13 protein-coding genes and 1 pseudogene are annotated in these 17,137 nt (G+C 75.2%); 10 read left to right on the top strand and 4 right to left on the bottom strand.

Annotation, left to right across the window (positions count from 1 at the left end):
• Positions 1-1,942, bottom strand: a pseudogene (locus ACFE60_RS11020) (hypothetical protein); the annotation flags it as partial.
• Positions 1,943-2,058: 116 nt separating this feature from the next.
• Here ACFE60_RS11020 and ACFE60_RS11015 point away from each other — a divergent pair.
• Positions 2,059-3,510 (top strand): glycosyltransferase, encoded by a 1,452-nt coding sequence (locus ACFE60_RS11015; protein WP_375388904.1) that lies wholly within the window; start codon positions 2,059-2,061, stop codon positions 3,508-3,510.
• A 1-nt stretch (position 3,511) separates the two neighbouring features.
• On the opposite strand, the gene ACFE60_RS11010 is transcribed toward ACFE60_RS11015, so the two are convergent.
• Positions 3,512-5,713: a beta-glucosidase gene (locus ACFE60_RS11010; protein WP_375388903.1), complete on the bottom strand. Its 2,202-nt coding sequence runs from the start codon at positions 5,711-5,713 to the stop codon at positions 3,512-3,514.
• A 182-nt stretch (positions 5,714-5,895) separates the two neighbouring features.
• On the opposite strand from ACFE60_RS11010, the gene leuC reads away from it, so the two are divergent.
• From leuC to thiL, 8 genes are all read left to right on the top strand, one after another.
• Positions 5,896-7,371, top strand: coding sequence for a 3-isopropylmalate dehydratase large subunit (gene leuC, locus ACFE60_RS11005; protein WP_375388902.1), 1,476 nt, complete (start codon positions 5,896-5,898; stop codon positions 7,369-7,371).
• On the top strand, positions 7,371-7,973 hold the full coding sequence (gene leuD / locus ACFE60_RS11000; protein ID WP_375388901.1) for a 3-isopropylmalate dehydratase small subunit: 603 nt from the start codon (positions 7,371-7,373) through the stop codon (positions 7,971-7,973). The genes leuC and leuD overlap by 1 nt, the downstream gene beginning before the upstream one ends.
• A gap of 80 nt (positions 7,974-8,053) precedes the next feature.
• Entirely contained in the window at positions 8,054-9,376 is a 1,323-nt protein-coding gene (gene murA / locus ACFE60_RS10995; protein ID WP_375388906.1) for a UDP-N-acetylglucosamine 1-carboxyvinyltransferase, read from the top strand.
• Between the two features lie 12 nt (positions 9,377-9,388).
• Complete coding sequence (locus ACFE60_RS10990) at positions 9,389-10,180, top strand: lysophospholipid acyltransferase family protein (protein ID WP_375388900.1); 792 nt, start codon at positions 9,389-9,391, stop codon at positions 10,178-10,180.
• A gap of 94 nt (positions 10,181-10,274) precedes the next feature.
• On the top strand, positions 10,275-11,270 hold the full coding sequence (locus ACFE60_RS10985; RefSeq protein ID WP_375388899.1) for an NAD(P)H-dependent glycerol-3-phosphate dehydrogenase: 996 nt from the start codon (positions 10,275-10,277) through the stop codon (positions 11,268-11,270).
• 140 nt (positions 11,271-11,410) lie between these two features.
• Positions 11,411-12,493: a D-alanine--D-alanine ligase family protein gene (locus ACFE60_RS10980; protein WP_375388898.1), complete on the top strand. Its 1,083-nt coding sequence runs from the start codon at positions 11,411-11,413 to the stop codon at positions 12,491-12,493.
• Positions 12,490-12,972 carry a DUF3515 family protein gene (locus tag ACFE60_RS10975; protein ID WP_375388897.1) on the top strand — a complete coding sequence of 161 codons (483 nt, stop codon included), beginning with the start codon at positions 12,490-12,492 and terminating at the stop codon, positions 12,970-12,972. The genes ACFE60_RS10980 and ACFE60_RS10975 overlap by 4 nt, the downstream gene beginning before the upstream one ends.
• Complete coding sequence (gene thiL, locus ACFE60_RS10970; protein WP_375388896.1) at positions 12,969-13,982, top strand: thiamine-phosphate kinase; 1,014 nt, start codon at positions 12,969-12,971, stop codon at positions 13,980-13,982. Before ACFE60_RS10975 ends, thiL begins: the two co-directional genes overlap by 4 nt.
• A gap of 47 nt (positions 13,983-14,029) precedes the next feature.
• On the opposite strand, the gene ACFE60_RS10965 is transcribed toward thiL, so the two are convergent.
• Both ACFE60_RS10965 and ACFE60_RS10960 read right to left on the bottom strand, forming a co-directional pair.
• The gene (locus ACFE60_RS10965; RefSeq protein ID WP_375388895.1) at positions 14,030-14,596 is read right to left on the bottom strand and encodes an RsmD family RNA methyltransferase; all 567 of its coding nucleotides are present in this window, start codon (positions 14,594-14,596) and stop codon (positions 14,030-14,032) included.
• Positions 14,597-14,645: 49 nt separating this feature from the next.
• Positions 14,646-15,146 (bottom strand): nucleotidyltransferase domain-containing protein, encoded by a 501-nt coding sequence (locus ACFE60_RS10960; protein ID WP_375388905.1) that lies wholly within the window; start codon positions 15,144-15,146, stop codon positions 14,646-14,648.
• A 145-nt stretch (positions 15,147-15,291) separates the two neighbouring features.
• On the opposite strand from ACFE60_RS10960, the gene ACFE60_RS10955 reads away from it, so the two are divergent.
• On the top strand, positions 15,292-17,137 hold a 1,846-nt coding region (locus tag ACFE60_RS10955), incomplete at its 3' end, for an ATP-dependent DNA helicase RecG (RefSeq protein ID WP_375388894.1).

Here is a 17,137-nt window from a genome sequence, read left to right as displayed (position 1 = left end):
GGAACCGTGGCGCCGACGGGACGACGGCGGGCAGCAGCAGCAGAGCCGAGCCGGTCACCAGGACCGCGTCGGCGGTCGTCGTCGGCCGCACCCCGACCGCGACCTGCCAGTCCGGCAGCGTCGCGGCGAGCAGCAGCAGCCGGGCCGCGACGAGGCCGGACAGCACCGCGCCCGCCGCGGACGGCGGCCGGCGGAGCGCCGCAGCCCTGCCGCCCGCGAGCAGCAGCACGGAGACGGCCGCCGCCGGCGGCCACAGCACCGGGTCCAGCTGCGCCGCCGCCGACACCTGCGCGGTCGCGACCAGCAGCAGCACAAACGCCGCGGCGTCGAGACGACCGGGAGCGCGCCGCGCCCGGACGGCGATGGCCGCCGCGCCGACGACGACCCCCGCGATCGCGGCGGCCCACGGCGACCGCGACGCGGCCGCGAGGACCAGCAGCACCGCCGCGGACGACGCGACCGCGACCGATCCGGCGAGCCGCCGGCGACCGAGGGCGGCGACGGCCCACAGCACAGCCAGCACGCCGAGCAGCGCGCCGGCGAGGGCTGCGGCGGGCGGCAGCCCGAGCCTCGGCACCCCGCCCTGGAAGCCGCCGTCGGCCGCCGCGAGCGGCAGCGCGGCGACCGCGGCGACGGCGTACCCGGCGAGGGCGAGCAGCGGCAGCGCCGCGACCACGGCCGCGCCGGCGCCGGCCGCGGCGACGGGATCGCGCCGCACGTCGGGCACCGGGCGGCGCAGCCGGAGCACCAGGGCGGCCGCCGCCGGGATCAGCACCGGGCCGGCCTCGGCGGGGTGCGGCAGCAGCGGCGCCGGCCCGCGGGCGGCCCCGGTCCATACCGCGAGCGCGAGCGCCGCGCCACCGAGGGCGGCCGACGCGACCAGGTCGGGCGTCCGGTCCGCCCGGCCGGGCCGCGCGGCGGTCGCCGCGGCGAGCGCGCAGACGACGGCGACCGCTCCGAAGGACATCAGCCCGCCTCCGCGCAGGGCGGGAAGCGCCCACCCCGCGGTCGCGGCGGCGACGAGCAGCCAGCCCGCCCCGCCGATCCTGGCGACGATCGACGGCACCCCGCTCCAGCGCAGGCCGACCTGGGAGCCGACGACCCCGCCGGCGAGGCCCGCCGCCCACCACGCGGTGGGTCCGTCGTCCGGCGAGACGCCGAGCACGATCGCGGCCGCGGCGATCGGCAGCCCACCGGCGCCGGCGATCGCGCCCGCCCGCAGGCCGGCCGAGCGGTGCAGCGCGATGCCGATCGCGGACACGACCGCGACGCCGAAACCGGCGAACAGCAGCGCATCGACCCCCGCCGATCCGAACAGGTCGTTGGCGCGCACGATCCAGAGGTCCAGCACCAGCGGCACCAGGCCGACGACGGTGACGCCCTCCGCCGTCGCCGGCAGGCCGCGGCGCCGCACGAGTACCGCGGCGCCCAGCACGCCGGCGCTCAGCGCGGCGGTGATGACGGAGCGGACCGGGAGCGACGCGAGCAGGTACGCCAGCAGCAGGAAGAAGATCGCGGCGACCGAGACCGCGACGACGCCCGCCACGAGCAGCAGCACCTGCACCCCGGACCGGCCGGCCGCCGGCTCGCGCACCGGGGAGGCGGGGGGCGGGGCGACCGCCTCCGGAGGCGCCGACTGCGGCACGGCGACAAGACGCGATCCCGGCACCCCGACGGACGCCGACTGCGGCACCGCGACCGGAACCGCCTGGGGAGGGGTCGTCGCACGGGCCGCCTGCCGACGCCGCACGCCGGCGATCGCGGCCTCGCGGGCCGCGACGACCTGCACGATCTGCTGCGACAGCGCCCAGACCTCGCCGGCGCCCTCGGTCGCCGTGTCGAGCCCGCACGCCGGGCAGGCGGTGCCGGTCAGCGGGGTGAAGCAGGCCGGGCAGCGCCACGGCTCGGTGAACCGCTGCGGGGCGTCCGGCCAGGAGGACATGCGACACACCGTGGCAGGCCAGGGCCCTCCGGACCAGCCCGCGATGCGGGGACGGGCCTGGGGAGGAGCGGATCGGCGCCCGGACGCGCGACGCGGCGGTTCGCTACGGTCGCGCTGTGCGCAGGACAGCGGGGCGGGGACCGACCACCGGCGGCGAGCGGGTGCTGATCCTCTCCGCCGGGGTCGGGGCCGGGCACAACAGCGCGGCCGCGGCGGTGCGGCAGGCGTGCGACGCGCGCGGCGGCATCGCCGAGGTGCAGGTGCTGGACCTGCTGCAGGTGAGCAGCGCGCTCTACCGCGACCTGCTCGGCAAGGGGTACTTCGTCCTGGTCGAGGGCGTGCCGTGGCTGGTCGAGTGGGGCTACGACGTCAGCGACCAGCCGTTCCGCCGCCGCGGGCCGATCGACCCATGGACCCGCGCGAACGCCCAGCCCGTCGTCACCGACATCAAGCGGTTCCGCCCGACGGCGATCATCTGCACGCACTTCCTGCCCGCCCAGCTGGTCGCCTCCCTCCTGCTGCGCGGCGTCGTCGACGCGCGCACCGCGATCGTCACCACCGACTACGACTTCCAGGGCCTCTGGCTCACCAGCGCGTTCCACGCGATGGCCGTCGCGCGGGAGGAGGGCAGGGCGCAGCTCGCCGCCTTCGGGCTGCCGCCCGACCGCATCGCCGCGACCGGCATCCCCATCGCCGCGCCGCCGGAGGCGCCGCCCGCCCGACGGGCGGACGGACCGCCGGAGCTGCTGATCTCCGCGGGCGCGGCGGGCGGCGACTACGCCCTCGCGGTCGTGCGGCAGACGATGCACGTGCGCTCGCCCTTCGTCGCGACCGTCGTCTGCGGCCGGAACGACGCCCTGCGGCGCAAGGTCGAGGCGATGGTCGCGCCGGCCGGCGACCGCTACCGGGTGCTCGGCTACACGGCCGACATGCCGGTGCTGCTGCGCCGCGCGGACCTGTTCATCGGGAAGCCCGGCGGGCTCTCCGCGTCCGAGTGCATGGCCGCCGGGCTGCCGATGGTGCTCGTGAACCCGATCCCCGGCCAGGAGGTGCGCAACGGCGACTACCTGATGGAGCAGGGGGCGGCCGTCCGGTGCAACAGCGTCGCGACCATCGGCTGGAAGATCGACGAGGTGCTGCGCGAGCCCGGCCGGCTGCAGCGGATGCAGGCCGCCGCGTCCCGGACCGGCCGGCCGGACGCCGCGCGGGACGCGCTCGCGATGCTGCTCGACGGCCCGGCCCGGCCGCTGATCGTCACGCGCGCCGCACAGCGGACGATCCTCGACGCGAGCGAGCGCCGGATCGTCGCGAGCGACGTGACGGGCCCCGGCGCACTCGTCCGGCTCGTCGACGAGGAGGCCGGCAGCACGGTCGCGCTGCTGCGCGCGGAGCAGCTGGACGATCTCGAGGCCCGGCACGCCGGCGAGGGGGAGCACCTCGTGCTGCGCCGCTCCCAGGCCGCCCTGCCGTTCGGCTGGGAGGTGCGGCGGCTGCTGCGCGGGGTGCTGCGGGGCGACGACGAGCTGCGGGTGCGCGTCGAGGCGCTCGCAGCGACGCCCTGGGGCTGACTCAGCCCTCGCCGTCCGGAGTGCGCAGCTGGCGGGCGTCCGCCCAGCCGTCCGGGTGGTGCTGGGCCGCCTGCAGGACCCAGTCGCCGGGTCGCGGCGACCACCGGAGGGTCGCGGGGTCCCGCCGCAGGGTCGGCCCGGCGTCGAGCGCCACCGTCACGGTCGCCGTCCCGCGCGGCGGGAGGGTCACCCGGCGGAAGCCCAGCAGCTGCGCGACCGGCCGGTCGAGCGCGAGGTCGGCCGCGTACAGCTGCACCACGGTCGACCCCGCCCGGTCGCCCTCGTTCGCCACCTCGACGAGCGCGGTGCCGCCGTGCGCGCCGAGCTCGTGGCCCACCAGGTGCACGGTCGTCGTCGTGTAGCCGAGGCCGAAGCCGAACGGGTACGCGGGGGCGTGCCCGTCGGCGTCGAGTCGCCGCTGGCCCCACCGGTCGTCGTAGACGACGGCCTTCGCGGTGCGGACGAACGGCGGCAGGTGCGCGGCGTCCGCCGGCAGCACGAACGGCAGCCGCCCGCCCGGCTCGGCGCGGCCGGTGAGCACGTCGGCGAGCGCCCGACCCCCCTCCATCCCGCCGTACCAGGCGAGCAGCAGCGCGGGCACCTCACGGCGCCACGACTCGATCAGGATCGCGCTGCCGCCGATCAGCACCACGACCGTCCTCGGGTTCGCGGCGGCGACGGCCCGCACGAGGCGCACGTCCGCCGGGTCGAGGTCGAGCGAGTCGCGGTCCCCGCCGCGCACGAAGCGGGCCGCGAGATGAGCGAGGGCCGCGAGCGGCACGCGGAGCGGACCGGATCGGAACGCCCGGCCCAGCGCGCCCACGTCCACGCCGCCGGTGACGACCGACTCGCCCTCGTCGTGCTGGTCGAGGCCGACGACGACGACCGCGACGTCCGCCGCCCGCGCGGCCGCTGCGGCGGCCCGCGGGTCGCTGCCGCCGACCGCGTCGATCCGCGCGCCGGGCAGCGCCTCCCGCAGCCCCCGCAGCGGGGAGACGGTGGAGGGGGGCCGAACCCGGGACGAGCCGTGGTCGCCGAGGTTCGCCCGGTCCGCCAGGCGGCCGACGACCGCGATGCGGCGGATCGTCGGATCGAGCGGCAGCACAGGGGCGCCGGCGACCGGCTCGTTCCGCAGCAGCACCACCGAGGCGGCGGCGACCCGGCGGGCGAGCGCCCGGTGCGCCGCGGAGGCGATCACCGCGGTGCCGGGCGGGTTCGTGTCGTGGGTCGCGGCGTGCAGCAGGCAGGTGCACAGGATGCGGCGCGCCGATCGCAGCACCGTCGAGCGGGGCAGCCTGCCGTCCCGCAGCGCGGCGGGCAGCTCGCGGGCGCGCAGCAGCCGCAGCGGCATCTCGACGTCCAGGCCCGCCTCCAGCCCGGCGACCGCGTCGTGGGTGCCGAACACCCAGTCGCTGGTGACGAAGCCGGGGAAGCCCCACTCGTCCCGCAGGACGCCGGTGAGCAGGGCGCGGTTCACGTCCATGTGCTCGCCCCGCACCTTGTTGTAGGCGCTCATCACCGAGTCGGCGCCCGCGTCCACGACCATCTTGAAGTGGGGCAGGTAGACCTCGTGCAGGGCGTGCTCGTCGACGGCCACGTCGACCTCGAAGCGCTCGTCCTCCATCGAGTTCAGCGCGAAGTGCTTGACGCAGGCCATCACGTGCTCGCGCACGCCCCGCGTCATCGCCGATCCCATCCGGCCGGTGAGCACCGGGTCCTCGCCGTAGCACTCCTGCGCGCGGCCCCAGGCGGGGTGCCGCAGCAGGTTCACGCAGACGGAGGCGGAGTAGTTCGCACCCCTGGCGAGGGTCTCCAGCCCGATCGCGCGCCCGACCTCCTCCTCCAGGTCCGGATCCCAGGTCGCCGCCCTGGCCATCGTGACGGGGAAGGCGGTGGATGCGCCGATCACGACCCCGCGGGCGCCGTCGCTGAAGCGGATGCCGGGGATGCCGAGGCGGGGCACCGCCCCGGCGACGAACGGGCGCCTGCCGAGCAGCACCGGGATCAGCGGCAGCACGCGCCGAGGGGCGTCGCCGTCGAGCAGCCCGAGCAGCTCGCCGTCGGTCAGCAGCCCGATCAGCCGCTCCGCCGCCGCGTCCGCGGTGCTGCGTCCGGTGCGCACCGCGGCGACCGCGTCGGCCCAGTCCCGGCCCGAGGCCCTCGCCCTCGCGCGCCGCAGCGCGCTCCGCGCCTCCGTCTCCACGCCCGGATTCTGCACGCTGCGGCCCGCAGGCGCGGTGGTAGCGTGACGGCCATGCTGCCGGGCGCGCCCCTCCACCGCGTTCGCCTCCTTCCGCGCCGCGACGGGGTCTGAACCACCGGCTCCCTCGTCGCGGAGGCTCTGCGCTGCCGGCATCTCCCGCCTCGTTCCCCCGGAGGACAGCCATGACCGAAGCCGGCCCCGCGCCGCACCGCGCCCTTGAGGGCGCGCCGCACCGTCCCGGTGCCAGGACTCTCGCCGAGAAGGTGTGGGCCGACCACCTCGTGAAGCGGGGCGAGGACGGCGCACCCGACCTCATCTACATCGACCTGCACCTCGTGCACGAGGTCACCAGCCCGCAGGCGTTCGACGGCCTCCGCGCGGAGGGGCGCCCGGTCCGCCGGCCCGACCTCACCATCGCGACCGAGGACCACAACACGCCGACGGTCGACATCGACAAGCCGATCGCGGACATCACCAGCCGCACGCAGATCGAGACCCTGCGTCGCAACGCGAAGGAGTTCGGCGTCCGGCTGCACTCCCTCGGCGACGCGGAGCAGGGCATCGTGCACATCGTCGGCCCGCAGCTGGGGCTGACCATGCCGGGCGTGACCGTCGTCTGCGGCGACTCGCACACCTCCACCCACGGCGCGTTCGGCGCGATGGCGTTCGGCATCGGCACGAGCGAGGTCGAGCACGTGCTCGCCACGCAGACGCTGCCGCTGAAGCCGTTCAAGACCATGGCGATCACCGTCGAGGGCACCCTGAAGCCCGGCGTGACGGCGAAGGACGTCATCCTGGCCGTCATCGCGAGGATCGGCACGAACGGCGGGCAGGGCTACGTGCTCGAGTACCGCGGCAGCGCCATCCGCGCCCTGTCCATGGACGGCCGCATGACGATCTGCAACATGTCGATCGAGGCCGGCGCCCGCGCCGGCATGGTCGCGCCGGACCAGACGACCTTCGACTACCTGCGGGGCCGCCCGCACGCGCCGAAGGGCGCCGACTGGGATGCCGCGGTCGAGTACTGGCGCACGCTGCCCTCCGACGACGACGCCGTGTTCGACGCGGAGGTCCTCCTCGACGCCGACGAGCTGGAGCCGTTCGTCACCTGGGGCACCAACCCGGGCCAGGGCACCACGCTGGCGGGCGTCGTGCCGGATCCGGCGGCGATCGACGACCCGCAGCTGCGCGACTCCGCGCAGCGGGCCCTGCAGTACATGGACCTCGCCCCCGGCACGCCGCTGAAGGACATCCGGGTCGATGCCGTCTTCATGGGGTCCTGCACCAACAGCCGCATCGAGGACCTGCGCGCCTTCGCCTCCGTCGTCAAGGGGCGGCGGAAGGCCGAGGGCGTCCGCGTCATGGTCGTGCCGGGCTCGGCCCGCGTGCGGCTGGAGGCGGAGGCGGAGGGCCTCGACCAGGTCTTCCTCGACTTCGGCGCCGAGTGGCGGTTCGCCGGCTGCTCGATGTGCCTCGGCATGAACCCGGACCAGCTGGCGCCGGGGGAGCGGTGCGCCTCCACCTCGAACCGCAACTTCGAGGGCCGGCAGGGCAAGGGCGGCCGCACCCACCTGGTGTCGCCGCTCGTCGCCGCGGCGACCGCGATCCGCGGCACGCTGTCGTCCCCCTCCGACGTCGTCGAAGGAGCGTTGGTCTGATGGACGCGTTCACCACGCACACCGGCGTCGCCGTGCCGCTGCAGCGGTCGGCGGTCGACACCGACCAGATCATCCCGGCCGTCTACCTGAAGCGGGTCACGAAGACCGGGTTCGACGACGCGCTGTTCGCGCACCTGCGGCAGGACCCGTCGTTCGTGCTGAACGACCCGGTCTTCGCCCGCGGGTCCGTCCTCTTCGCCGGCCCCGACTTCGGCACGGGGTCCAGCCGCGAGCACGCCGTGTGGGCGCTGCGCGACTACGGCTTCCGCGCCGTGCTCTCCTCCCGGTTCGGCGACATCTTCCGCGGCAACGCCGGCAAGCAGGGGCTGCTGACCGGCGTGCTGCCGGAGGACGCGATCGAGACATGCTGGGCGCTGATCCGGGCGGATCCGGGAGCCGCGGCTACGGTCGACCTCCAGGCGGCGACCGTCACCCTTTCGGGGGCGACCTTCCCGTTCGAGATCGACGCGTACACCCGCTGGCGGCTGCTGGAGGGGCTGGACGACATCGGTCTGACCCTGCGCGACGAGGAGCGCATCACGGAGTTCGAATCGGGTCGCGCCTCCTGGCGGCCCCAGACCCTGCCGGTGAGGGAATCTTGAGCACGACGTTCGACACGGCGCCCAACACGGCGCAGATCGCGGTCACGACCGATGCGGCGCGCGCGGGCGCGAGCGTCGGGCTGAACTTCGACCGCTTGACCATCGAGGGCGGCAAGCCGCTGCGCGGCACGGTGGACGTGCGGGGCGCGAAGAACCTGGTCACCAAGGCGATGGTGGCGTCCCTGCTGTCCGAGGACGTCAGCGTGCTGCGGGACGTGCCGGACCTCAGCGACGTGCGCGTGGTCCGCGGGCTGCTCGAGATCCACGGCGTCTCGGTCACCCCGGGCGTGCAGCCGGGCGAGCTGCTGCTGGACACCAGGAACGTCCGTCGCGCCCACGTGAGCGAGATCGACGCGCACGCCGGCTCGAGCCGCATCCCGATCCTGTTCTGCGGCCCGCTGCTGCACCAGCTGGGCGAGGCCTTCATCCCCGATCTCGGCGGCTGCCGCATCGGCGACCGCCCGATCGACTTCCACCTCGACGCGCTGCGCAAGTTCGGCGCGATCGTCGAGAAGCTGCCGGCCGGCATCCGCCTGTCGGCGCCGAACGGGTTGCACGGCGCGTACATCCATCTCCCGTACCCGAGCGTCGGCGCGACCGAGCAGGTGCTGCTGACCGCGGTCCGCGCGCGCGGCACGACGGAGCTGCGGAACGCCGCGATCGAGCCCGAGATCATGGACCTGATCGCGATCCTGCAGAAGATGGGCGCGATCATCTCGGTCGAGCCCAACCGCGTGATCCTGATCGAGGGCGTGGCGGAGCTGAAGGGCTACGCCCACCGGGCCATCTTCGACCGCAACGAGGCCGCGTCCTGGGCGTCCGCCGCGCTCGCGACCCACGGCGACGTGTTCGTCAAGGGGGCGGTGCAGGAGCACATGATGACCTTCCTGAACGTGTTCAGGAAGGTCGGCGGCGCCTTCGACGTGCTCGAGGACGGCATCCGGTTCTGGCACCCGGGCGGCTCGCTGAAGCCGGTCGTCGTCGAGACGGACGTGCACCCCGGCTTCATGACGGACTGGCAGCAGCCGCTGATCGTCGCGCTGACGCAGGCGGACGGCGTCTCCACGATCCACGAGACGGTCTACGAGAACCGCTTCGGGTTCACCGACGCCCTGCTGAAGATGGGCGCGGACATCCGCGTGCACCCGCGCGGGTTCGCCGCGCCTGCCCGCCGCGTGCCCCGCCGCGAGCTGGAGCAGGCCGCGGTCATCACCGGCCCGACCCCGCTGCACGGCGCCGACATCGAGGTGCCGGACCTGCGCGGCGGGTTCTCGCACCTGATCGCGGCCCTGACCGCCGAGGGCACGAGCACGGTGCGCAACGTCGGGATCATCAGCCGCGGGTACGAGAACTTCGGCGAGAAGCTGAAGGCGCTGGGAGCGCGCTTCAGCGTCGACGGCTGATGGCCCCCTCCGATGGCTGAGCGCGGCGCCGGGGACCCGGCGCTCGCGCCCGTCCGCACGAAGCCGGCGAAGCCCGGGGTGGAGACGCACCGCCCCTCGGCCTTCTGGCCGGTCGCCGGGCTCGTGATCCCGCCGATCCTCGCCGTCGCGACGATCCGCGTGCACGATCCGGAGAAGCTGCCGACCACCGGGCCGTTCATCCTCGCGCCGAACCACCTGTCGAACATCGACCCCGTCGCGGTCGGCATCGCGCTCTGGCGGCTCGGGCGGGCGCCGCGGTTCATGGCGAAGTCGTCGCTGTTCCGGGTCCCGGTGCTCGGGCCGCTGATGACGGCGATGGGTCACGTGCCCGTCGATCGCGGCGGCGCGGGGCGGGGCGCCATCCCGCTGTCGTCGGCGAAGCGGCTGGTCTCGGAGGGGCAGGGCGTGATCGTCTACCCGGAGGGCTCGCTGACCCGCGACCCCGACCTGTGGCCGATGCGCGGCAAGACCGGTGCGGCCCGCCTCGCGCTGCAGCTGGGCGTGCCCGTCATCCCGGTGGCGCACTGGGGCGCGCAGGGGCTGATGCCGGTGAACACCACGCGCTTCCGGCTCCGTCCCCGGCCGCACATCGACGTCGTCTTCGGCGACCCCGTCGACCTCTCCGACCTGGGCCGCGTCGCGGACCGCGCCGCGCTCGCCGAGGCGACCGACCGCATCATGGCGGCGATCACCGCCCTGCTCGAGCAGCTGCGCGGCGAGACCGCGCCGACCGAGCGGTGGGACCCGGCGAAGCACGGCCAGACCGAGACCGGCACCTTCTGATGCCCGCAGCCCTGCGTTTCGCAGGCGTTCCGGCATCGCTCCGCTCGCCAGAACGCCTTCGAAACGCGGGGGCTGCAACGTCTCGGGGCGTGCGATGAGGGTCGCGGTCCTCGGGGCGGGCAGCTGGGGCACCGTCTTCGCGAAGGTGCTGGCCGACGCCGGGAACGACGTGTCGCTGTGGGCGCGACGGGAGGCGGTGGCCGAGGCGATCGAGCGCCGGCACCGCAACGACGACTACCTGCCGGGGGTGCGGCTGCCGGACGAGATCGACGCGACCAGCGACCTCGCCTGGGCGCTGCGCGGCGCCTCCATCGTGTTCCTCTCCGTGCCGAGCCAGTCGCTGCGCGGCGTGCTGGCCGATGTGCGGCCGGCGCTCGAGCCGGACGCGATCGTGGTCAGCCTGATGAAAGGCGTCGAGGAGGGCTCCGGCCTGCGCATGAGCGAGGTGCTCCGCACGGTGCTGGGGCTGCCGGACGAGCGCATCGCGGTGGTCTCGGGCCCGAACCTCGCGCTCGAGATCGCGCGCGAGGAGCCGACCGCCGCGGTGGTCGCCTCCGCCTCCCTCGACACCGCGATGCGGGTCGCGGCGACCTGCTCCAACCGCTACTTCGGCACCTTCGTGAACACCGACGTGATCGGCACGGAGTTCGGCGGGGTGCTGAAGAACCTGATCGCGCTGGCGGTCGGCATCGTCGTCGGGGTCGGCTACGGCGACAACACGAAGGCGTCGATCCTGACCAGGGGGCTCGCGGAGATGAGCGCCTTCGCGAGCGCGTTCGGCGCGCAGCCCGACACGCTCGCGGGCCTCGCCGGGATGGGGGACCTGATCGCCACGAGCGAGTCGCCGCGGTCCCGCAACAACCGCGCGGGCCGGCTGCTCGGGCAGGGCTACACGAAGGACGACGTGCTGCGCACGATGGACCAGGTCGCGGAGGGGCTCGCCTCGCTCGATCCGGTGCTCGCGCTCGCGGCCGCGCGCGGCGTCGACATGCCGATCTGCTCCCAGGTGGCGCAGGTCATCACCGGCACCCTCGACCCCCGCGACCTCGCGCCGCACACCGCCTCCGACCCCCTCCCCGTCGGCGAGTAGCCCTTTCGCGGATCCGGATCGCTCGCGCGGATCCGGATGGATCGCGCGACACCCCGCGCCGGTGAGCCCCGCGACGGCGTGTCGGCGAATCGATCCGGATCCGCGAACGGGGCGAAAGGGCCGCCGGTAGCCTCGGGCGGGTGACGGAGAAGACGCGGATCGCGCTCGTGTTCGGCGGACGGTCGAGCGAGCACAGCATCTCCTGCGCCACCGCCGGCGGCGTGCTCGGCGCGATCGACCGCGAGCGCTACGAGGTCGTGCCGGTCGGGGTCACCCACGACGGTGCCTTCGTGCTCGAGCGGGACGACCCGGCCGCCTACGCACTCGACCCCGCCGCGCTGCCGGAGGTGCGGGACGACGGCTCGCGGGTCCTCTGGCCCGACTCGACGACCACGAGGGAGCTGCGGGTGCGGCGCCCCGACGGCTCGGAACGGTCTCTCGGCCGCATCGACGTCGCCTTCCCGATCCTGCACGGGCCGTTCGGCGAGGACGGCACGATCCAGGGCCTGTTCGAGCTGATCGGCCTGCCGTACGTCGGCAACGGCGTGCTCGCCTCCGCGCTGGGCATGGACAAGCACTTCACCAAGACCGTGCTGCAGGCCGCCGGCGTGCCGGTGGCGCCGTGGGTCACGCTCACCCAGGTGGATCGCGCCGGCGACCCGACCTACCTCCGGCGGCGGATCGCCGCCCTCGGCTACCCCTGCTTCGTGAAGCCGGCGCGGGCGGGCTCGTCGGTGGGCGTATCGAAGGTGACGGAGCCGGAGGCGCTCGACCGCGCGCTCGACGTCGGGTTCGCGGAGGACTCCCGAGTGCTCGTGGAGCGGGCCGTCGTCGGCCGCGAGCTCGAGATCGGCATGCTCGGCAGCCGCACCGGCGGCCCGGGCCGCACCTCCGCGGTCGGTGAGATCGTGGTCACCGGTCGCGACTTCTACGACTTCGAGGCGAAGTACCTCGACGCCCCCGGCGTCGACCTGCTCTGCCCCGCGCCGCTCGGCGACGGGGACCAGCTGGACCTCGAGCGCACCGCGCAGCGCGCCTTCGAGGCGATCGACGGCCGCGGCCTCGCCCGCGTCGACGTGTTCCTCACCGAGGAGGGCTTCGTCGTGAACGAGATCAACACCATGCCCGGCTTCACGCCGATCTCGATGTTCCCGCGGTGCTGGCAGGAGTCCGGTCTGTCCTACCCGGACCTGATCGCGGAGCTCGTCGAGCTCGCACGATGAGCCGCGCGCTCGCGCTGCCCGCGGCGCTGGCCGCCGTGCTGCTGCTCGCGGGCTGCGCGCCGACCGTGTCGATGCGGGCGGCTCCGGAGGCGGCGAGCGCGCGCTGCGCGGGGGTGGTCGTGCGCCTGCCGGACGCCATCGGCACCGTCGAGCGCCGCGCCACCGACGCGCAGGCCACGGCGGCCTGGGGGCTGCCCGTGACCGTGACGCTGACGTGCGGCGTACCCGACGTGGCGGCCGCCTCCCCGCAGTGCGTCACGATCGGCGGCGTCGACTGGCTGCTCGACGAGCAGCGGATCGACGGCGCGGACCGGCAGGTGCTCACCACCTACGGCCGCAGCCCCGGCACGCAGGTGGTGCTGATCGACCCGGACCGGGTGAGCGCCGACACGGTCCTGAACGCGCTCGCCGACCCCGTCGCGTCGGCGACGCGGCGCACGGGCGAGCGGTGCCTGGCCCGCTCGGACACGAGCCCGTGACCGACGACCTGGCGACCGTGGGCGAGCGCGCCGCCCTCGCCCGCATCCTCCCGCGGCTGGCGGCGGCGGAGGCGCTGCTCGGCCCCGGCGACGACGCCGCGCTGCTCGCCGCGCCGGACGGGCGGGTGCTGCTCAGCACCGACGCGATGGTGCAGGGCCCCGACTTCCGGCGCGCGTGGTCGACGCCATTCGAGCTTGGCTGGAAGGCCGCCGCGACGAACCTCGCCGACATCGCCGCGATGGGCGGCAGGCCGACCGGGCTGCTGGTCGCGCTCGCGGCCCCCGGCGGGACCCCCGTGACGGACCTGGAGGGCATCGCCGACGGCCTGGCCGCGTGCGGCGCCCGGCTCGCGCCCGGCGTCGGCGTCGTGGGCGGCGACCTCACCCGATCGCCCGTGCTGTCCCTCGCGATCACGGTCACCGGTTCGCTCGACGGCAGGGACCCGGTCCTCCGATCGGGAGCGCGCCCGGGCGACACGGTCGCCTACGCGGGGCGGCTCGGGCTCGCGGCGGCGGCGCTGCGCCTGCTGTTCGCGATCGGGGAGGAGGACGAGGCCGCGGTCGCGTCCCTCCGCCGGGCGGCGCCGCACCTGCTCGCCGAGCAGCTGGCGCCGAGCCCTCCGATCGGCCTCGGCGTCGTCGCCGCGCAGGCGGGCGCCTCCGCGATGCTCGACGTCTCGGACGGGCTGCTGCTCGACGCGTCCCGGATCGCTGCGGCCAGCGACGTCGCCCTCGATCTGGACCTCGGCGTGCTGCAGGACCTCGCGGACGGGGTCCGCTCGCTCGGCGAGCCCGACGGCCTGCCGACCGCCGCGCTGCCGCTCGGGCCGGGGGAGGCGCTGGCGCTCGTGCTCGGCGGCGGCGAGGACCACGGGCTGCTGGGGTGCTTCCCCGGCGAGCCGCCCGAGGGCTTCCGCGCGATCGGCGTCGTCCGCATGGGGCCCGCCGCGGTCCTGGTGGGCGGGGAGCCGGTCGACCCGGCCGGCTGGGACTCCTTCACCGCCCCCTGACGATTCCGTTTCGAAGGAAGTTCTGCGCGATCGACGGCGCATCTCCCTCACAACGGAGTCGGGACGAGGACGTGCACCGCGGTGTCGCCGTAGGCGCGAGTGCGCTCCAGCTCGAGGCCGGGAGGGAGGAGCGGCGCGGGGGAGTGGGACGACCGCTCGACCAGCACGACCGCGTCCGGGACGAGCAGCGGGGCGAGCGCCGCGAGATCGGCGGCGACCTGCGCGTCCGGCAGGTCGTACGGCGGGTCGAGGAACGCCAGCCCGATCCCGCCGGCCGCACCCGCGAGGAACGCCTCGACCGACTGCGGCGCGACCCGCACCTCGATCGGGGCGGGAGCCGCGCGCTCCACCCGGCGCACGTTGTCGCGGATCGTCCGGACGGCCCGCGGCGCCTTCTCGACGAGGACCGCGGAGGCGGCGCCGCGCGAGACCGCCTCCAGCCCGAGCGCCCCCGACCCCGCGTACAGGTCGACGACGGCCGCGCCGCGGATCGCGTCGCGCGCCTCCAGCATCGAGAACAGCGCCTCGCGGGTGCGGTCGCTCGTCGGCCGCGTGCCGTCCGGCGGCACCGCCAGCTGCAGCGAGCCGGCCCACCCGGCGACGATCCTCGGCACCCCTCCACCATTCCACGCGATGCGGGGCGCTCACCCGGCGACGATCCGTTCAGCGCCGGGGCGGTCCGCCGAAGGCCGCCTCGAGGCGCGCGAGATCCATCCGGTCCCGGTCTCGCAGCGGGTACCCCTCGTGGGCCCGCAGCTGCGTCTCCACATCGACGCACCGGACCGCTACTCCGGCGATCCTCCCGACGGTCGGCGCCCCGTAGCGGAACGGCGGCGCGTCCGCCATCGCGGGATCGCCGCGCAGGTCCTGCGCCGCTCCGCCGCTCGGCCGCGCGATGACCAGGTGGAGGTCGACCTCCCGGCCCTCGTCGTCCCGCACCGCGATCGCGGTCGGCGCGAGGTCCCGGATCACCGCGTAGCCCGCGCCCGCCAGGGCATCGAGCGCCTCGGCGCTGCGACCCGCCGGGATCACGAGGTCGACGTCGCCGTGCGGCCGGGTCTGCTCGCCGAGCAGCGCGTCGACGCCCCAGCCGCCGTCGACCCACGCCTCCACCCCCGCGGCGTCGAGCAGGGTCAGCACGTGCAGCACCTCGCCTGCAGACATCGGCACCCCTCCACCCTTCCACGCGATGCGGGGCCGCCCGCTGCTGATGGGGCGGTGCGCACCGCAGGACCTGCAGCGGAGAGCCCCGCTAGCGATGGAGGGCTGCGCCTTCCGCGGTGTCGGAGGGGCTCCGTAGCATGGAGCCATGGCGGGGCCGCTCGATCAGCGTCTCGCCGCCGTCGTGGGCGATCGGACCGCGAAGCTGCTGGACAAGCAGCTCGAGATCCGCACCGTCGGCGATCTGCTGGCCCACTACCCGCGGCGCTACGTGAAGCGCGGCGAGCTCAGCCGCCTCGACGCCCTGCCGCTCGAGACCGACGTCACGATCGTCGCGGAAGTGCTGCGCTGCACCACCCGCGCCCTCCGCGCTCGCAAGGGCTCGATGCAGGAGGCGCTGATCTCCGACGGCACCGGCACCCTCTCGCTCGTCTTCTTCAACCAGCCGTTCATCGCGGACGAGAAGAACCCGAACGCGCTCGTGCCCGGCCGGCGCGGGCTGTTCAGCGGCAAGGTCCGGCTCTACAAGGGCATGCGGCAGCTCGCCCACCCGCAGCACCAGATGTTCACGGAGGAGGGGCAGGAGCCACCGGACCCCGAGGTCGATCCGGAGGGGGCGAAGCGGTGGGAGGAGATCCCGCTGCCGATCTACCCGGCCACCGCCGCGCTCACGACGTGGAAGATCGAGGCGGCGATCGAGCTCGCGCTCGGCGCCGTCGCCGGCATCGACGACCCGATGCCGCTGGAGGTCTGCCGCATCGCGCGCCTGATGGGGTACGAGGCGGCGCTGCGCCGGATCCACCGGCCCGCGCACGACGGGGACTGGATCCAGGCGAAGCGCACCCTGCGCTTCCACGAGGCCTTCCTGCTCCAGACCGCGCTGCTGCAGCGGCGTGCGGTGCGGGCGATGTTCGCGGCGACCCCGCGCCGCCCGCAGCCGGGCGGGTACCTCGCCCGCTTCGACGCCGCCCTGCCGTTCGAGCTGACGGACGACCAGAAGACGGTCGGCGCCGAGATCATGGCGGACCTCGCAGCGGAGGCGCCGATGCACCGGCTGCTGCAGGGCGAGGTCGCATCCGGCAAGACGCTCGTCGCGCTGCGGGCGATGCTCGCCGTGGCGGAGTCCGGGGGCCAGGCGGCGCTGCTCGCCCCGACCGAGGTGCTCGCGGCGCAGCACCTCCGCTCGATCGCCCGGATCCTCGGCCCCGACCTGTCGGCGGAGCTGATGCCCACCCTCGTCACCGGGCAGATGGGCGTCGCGCTGCGCCGCAAGGCCGCGCTGCAGATCGTCACCGGGCGCGCGCGGATCGTCGTCGGCACGCACGCCCTGCTGTCCGACACGACCGAGTTCGAGGACCTCGGCCTCGTCGTGGTGGACGAGCAGCACCGGTTCGGCGTCGAGCAGCGCGAGATCCTCCGGCGCAAGGGATCCGCCCCGCACACCCTCGTGATGACCGCGACGCCGATACCGCGCACGGTCGCCATGACCGTGTTCGGCGACCTGGAGACGTCGACCATCCGCGGCCTGCCCGCGGGCCGCGCGCCGATCACCTCCCACGTCGTCCCGCTCGCGGAGAAGCCGCGCTGGCTGCCGAACGTCTGGCGACGGGCCGGGGAGGAGATCGAGCAGGGCCGCCAGGGCTACGTCATCTGCCCCGCGATCGGCACCGACGAGGACGAGGGCGAGCTGCTCGCGCCGGAGGACGCCGCCGCGCCGCGGGCGACCGTCACCGGCGTGCTCGCCGACCTGCGCAGGCAGCCCGCGCTCGCCGGCCGGCGCATCGAGGCGCTCACCGGCCGCATGTCCGGCGAGGAGAAGGAGGCCGTCATGACGGCCTTCGCCGACGGCCGCATCGACCTGCTCGTCGCCACGACGGTCGTCGAGGTCGGCGTCGACGTCGCCAACGCGACGTTCATGGTCGTGATGGACGCGGACCGGTTCGGCGTCTCGCAGCTGCACCAGCTGCGCGGTCGCGTGGGCCGTGGCGGGCTGC

This window comes from uncultured Amnibacterium sp. (assembly GCF_964245895.1).
Lineage (GTDB): Bacteria > Actinomycetota > Actinomycetes > Actinomycetales > Microbacteriaceae > Amnibacterium.
Note: the sequence above shows the minus strand (reverse complement) of the source record. Positions and strands in the feature narration are given on the sequence as shown.